Origin of the sequence: Duncaniella sp. (assembly GCF_029054785.1) — a bacterium.
Classification (GTDB): domain Bacteria; phylum Bacteroidota; class Bacteroidia; order Bacteroidales; family Muribaculaceae; genus Duncaniella.
In genome coordinates, this window is the sequence record NZ_JAIDEN010000184.1 from 1 (window position 1) to 3,798 (window position 3,798).

3 protein-coding genes are annotated in these 3,798 nt (G+C 50.7%); all 3 read right to left on the reverse strand.

Features of this window, described 5'->3' with window-relative positions; all coding sequences use genetic code 11:
* A partial coding sequence (locus tag K2H17_RS11105; RefSeq protein WP_300134779.1) for a DEAD/DEAH box helicase occupies positions 1–1,066 on the reverse strand: 1,066 nt, incomplete at its 3' end.
* A gap of 167 nt (positions 1,067–1,233) precedes the next feature.
* Positions 1,234–2,460 (reverse strand): hypothetical protein, encoded by a 1,227-nt coding sequence (locus K2H17_RS11110; RefSeq protein ID WP_300134781.1) that lies wholly within the window; start codon positions 2,458–2,460, stop codon positions 1,234–1,236.
* A gap of 440 nt (positions 2,461–2,900) precedes the next feature.
* On the reverse strand, positions 2,901–3,798 hold an 898-nt coding region (gene gap / locus K2H17_RS11115; RefSeq protein ID WP_300134783.1), incomplete at its 5' end, for a type I glyceraldehyde-3-phosphate dehydrogenase.

The window sequence follows — 3,798 nt, forward strand, 5'->3', positions numbered from 1 at the left end:
ATTTCGACTGCTCTTTGGTCGAGATGAGTGTGACGGCCTTGCCGTCGGCATTGGCGCGGGCCGTGCGGCCTATGCGGTGGACATAGTCCTCGGCTTCGCGGGGGACATCATAGTTTACCACCATCGCTATATCGTCAATGTCGATTCCGCGGGCCACGATGTCGGTTGCAACCAGCACATCTATTTTTCCGGCTCTGAAATCCAACATCACTTCCTCGCGAACATTCTGATCAAGATCGGAGTGCATCTCGCCGGTTTTCACCTTGCTGCGGCGCAATTCGCGGGCGAGTTCCTTGACTTTGATTTTCGATGATGAGAAGATGATGACGCGCTGCGAGTGGGCTGTGCGGAAAAGGTGTTTCAGGATACCTGTTTTCTGTCCTTCATGGCAGACAAAGGCCGACTGGTCTATCTTTTCGGTGGGGCGCGACACTGCGATCTTCACTTCTGCCGGATCGTTGAGGATGGCCTTGGCCAGTTGCTGGATTTTCGGGGGCATTGTTGCGGAGAACATCAGGGTCTGCCGATCCTTGGGCAGATGTTTGACGATCTGCATGATGTCATCATAGAATCCCATGTCGAGCATGCGGTCGGCCTCGTCGAGGATGAAGTAGGAGACGCGCGAGAGGTCCACGTAGCCCATCTGGAGGTGGGCCAGAAGGCGTCCGGGAGTGGCGATGACCACATCCGCGCCCATTTTCAGCCCGCGCTGCTGCTGTGCGAAACCTGCGCCGTCCGTGCCGCCGTAGATTGCCACGCTGTTGACCGGGACATAGTAGGCAAAGCCTTCCATCTGTCGGTCTATCTGCTGTGCGAGTTCGCGGGTGGGGGCCATTACGATGCAGTTGACATAGTCTTTGGCCTCAGGCATGTCGGCGAGGCGGTCGATGACCGGAAGGAGATAGGCGGCGGTCTTGCCGGTTCCGGTCTGCGCGACGGCTATAAGGTCGCGGCCTTCAAGGATCACGGGGATTGCCTGCTCCTGGATTGGTGTACATTCGTCGAAGCGCATCGCATCGAGCGCGTCAAGTATATCGTAGCTCAGATCAAGCTCGTCAAATTTCATATTGTCAAAAAAATAGGGGGGAATTATAAGCGACTGTCGCAAATGGGCGGGTTGTCACTTAATAGATTGCTTTTTCAGATGCAAAATTACCAAAAATGTGCCTAAAAAGCAAATCGGCGGCCTCGCGATGAGGTCGCCGATTTTATGATGTTCAGTATTCTGTCGGATTAGCGAACAAGAATTTTGCTTACTTTCGAGCCCTGGCGGCGGATCACGATCTGACCGGCTGCGGGTTCGTTGATGCGGAGGCCCTGGAGGTTGTAGTATTCAACAGGTGCGTTTTCGTCAACAGTGTCAGTAACGATGCTGTCGATGCCTGACTGATCAGCTGAAGCGGGGATTGTGGTTACGAGGTTGAAATAGCCCTTGCTTGAAGAAGCGGCAACCCAAGAACCTGAAGTCCAGTCAGAATAGTTGGCTACAAGATAGAGAGTGAGTTCGTAGAAGCCACCGGTCTTGTATTCAATGCTGGAATATGTATCAAAGAACATTCCGACTTTTTCAAGTTTGATCTTGTTTTCACCACCCATTGTGAAGATGACATCAGTAGTCTGAAGTCCATCAAGAGGATAGAGGCCCTGTGCTGCTTCACCAACGCCGCTGACCGGAGTCAGGTTGAACATTGTGCCGGGCATAGTGGGGTTCTGGCTTGCGTCACGAAGAGCGTAGTTGACAACTAAGTCAGCGCTGCCGCCAAGGAAGTTCTGGAGGGTGATTGTCTGAGTGTTGTAGTCAACAGAGATAGGAGTATTGATTGTGCCGAACTCACCCTGAGGCCAAGAACCGGTGAGCTTGAATTCCTGACCTTCTGCGGGTTCGGGATCTACGCCGGGATCTTCAGCTCCTTCGTATCCGAGACCGGCAACATTGCCTGTGCCACCGAGCTCTGTCAGACAGTATGTTCCGGCACTTAAAGTCCATGAAAATTCCCACATGTTGTTCTTTTCACCGTCGGCTCCGCAGTTCTTACCGGTTTCGCCATTAGCATAAGGCATGGTCTCAAAAGAAGAGTTGAATACATTTACGGCAGTTTGCTTGTTGTTACCGGTGCGCAGATAGCAATAGAGAGTGACCGGTTTTTTTACCTCAACTTTGATAGAGGTGCAATCTGCTTTCTGTGTTCCGAAAGGAGATGTTGCATCAGGAGCAGCGTCAGAACGAAGCTGGAACCAACCGGTACCTGCAAGGTCTACATCGCCGAATACGTAAGCGCTACCGGTCTGGCCGCCTTTTGCATCAAATGTTGTTGTTGCAGTAAAGAATTCATTGTCTGCAATTACGGTGTTTGCCAGCAGAGGATTGCTTTGGTTAGGGTTAGTTTTAACCACTGTGGGGGCAGCGTTAGCAACAAAGGTCATTGCAACTGCTGCGACAGAAAGTAAAATTTTCTTCATACGCAAAATGAAAGTTTGGAAATTTGACCGTTGTTAAGACGGTCGATTGGTTATTAGTAAGGTGAATGATTGATTGTTTCTTTTGGTCTGACGCTGATTTCTTAACGCTCGATAGTAGAATTCAAGAAAACTTCGCAAAATCGTGGCAAATATAAATAAATTTTTTCGTTATGTTTGTCTGGTTAAGCAATATTAACAAAAAAACGAGCATTATGCTGACTCCTACCAGGCGTTTGTCCGGGCTTTATCCTGGCGGACTCTGACTGACGGTCAGAAGTCGGGTGATTTTGTCTGCTTGCATTGTTTTGTGTCATCCGTAAAGATAACAACCGAAGACCGAAGGGTTAGGGCGCAGACAAAAAGAGACAGCCCCAAAGCGGAGCTGTCTCGTGTGGTTTTTGCTATGCTGTTTAAAGCGATAGTTTTGAGTCGGGCCTGGATTAGCCGTTTACTTTCTTCATGTGAGCGATGAGATCGAGCACCTTGTTAGAGTAGCCGATTTCGTTGTCATACCAGCTGACAACCTTAACGAAAGTGGGTGAAAGCATGATACCTGCGTTCTTGTCGAAGATAGAAGTGCGGGGATCGCCGAGGAAGTCGCTTGAAACGACTGCGTCTTCGGTGTAGCCGAGGATGCCTTTGAGTTCGCCTTCAGAAGCTTCCTTCATGGCAGCGCAGATTTCGTCGTAAGTAGCGGGCTTAGCGAGGTTTACAGTGAGGTCGACAACAGAAACGTCAAGAGTGGGGACACGCATTGACATACCGGTCAGTTTGCCGTTGAGTTCGGGGATAACTTTACCTACGGCCTTGGCAGCACCGGTAGAAGAGGGGATGATGTTGCCGGCAGCGGCACGGCCACCACGCCAGTCCTTCATAGAGGGACCGTCGACAGTCTTCTGAGTAGCAGTGGTTGAGTGAACGGTAGTCATGAGGCCTTCAACAACGCCGAACTTGTCGTTGAGCACCTTGGTGATAGGAGCGAGACAGTTGGTGGTGCAAGAAGCGTTTGACACGAACTGAGTGCCTTTGACGTAGCTATTCTGGTTAACACCGCAAACGAACATGGGGGTGTCGTCCTTTGAGGGAGCTGACATAACCACGTATTTTGCGCCGGCTTCGATGTGGGCCTGAGCTTTTTCCTTAGTGAGGAAGAGACCTGTTGATTCAACAACATATTCAGCGCCTACTGCACCCCAGCCGATTTCAGCGGGATTCTTGCATGCGGTAACGCGGATAGCTTTGCCATTGACGATAAGGAGGCTCTTTTCGAGATCGTAGTCAACAGTGCCGTCGAACTGACCGTGCATTGTGTCATACTTGAGCATGTAAGCCATGTAG

Bases quoted from the DNA above. Each gene is read 5' to 3' on its own strand.
- K2H17_RS11110 (WP_300134781.1), bottom strand. From the start codon at position 2,460: ATGAAGAAAATTTTACTTTCTGTCGCAGCAGTTGCAATGACCTTTGTT.